Origin of the sequence: Providencia rustigianii DSM 4541, assembly GCF_000156395.1 — a bacterium.
GTDB lineage: Bacteria > Pseudomonadota > Gammaproteobacteria > Enterobacterales > Enterobacteriaceae > Providencia > Providencia rustigianii.
The window spans coordinates 20,855-21,177 of the sequence record NZ_GG703819.1 but is presented as its reverse complement, the minus strand read 5'-3'; the positions used below and the strand labels follow the sequence as shown (position 1 = coordinate 21,177).

Annotated in this window: 1 protein-coding gene; it reads left to right on the top strand. The window is 46.4% G+C overall.

The annotated features are described in order from the left end of the window. On the top strand, window positions 1-323 hold a 323-nt coding region (gene gpM / locus PROVRUST_RS09900), incomplete at both ends, for a phage terminase small subunit (RefSeq protein WP_039855385.1).

Below are 323 nucleotides of genomic sequence, written 5' to 3'. Positions count from 1 at the left end.
TTGTGGTGTTTTGATGCAGGTGTGTATGAGCAAGGACTTGATATTGCTGAATATGCACTCAAGCACAATCTCACTATGCCGTCAGGTCAATCGCGCACAACAGGGTGCGCTATTGCTGAGGAAATGGGAGATAGAGCTAAAGAAGCTTACACCGCGAAGAATCCAATCCCACTGGATATCTTACAGCGCACAATGTCATTGATTGAGCATGAAGACATGCCAGACAAAGTGCGGGGTGAGTTACACAAATGGTTGGGTTATAGCTTACGGGATAATGACTTACCTCAGCCTGCACTTTGCGAATTAATGCGAGCGCTTGAGCT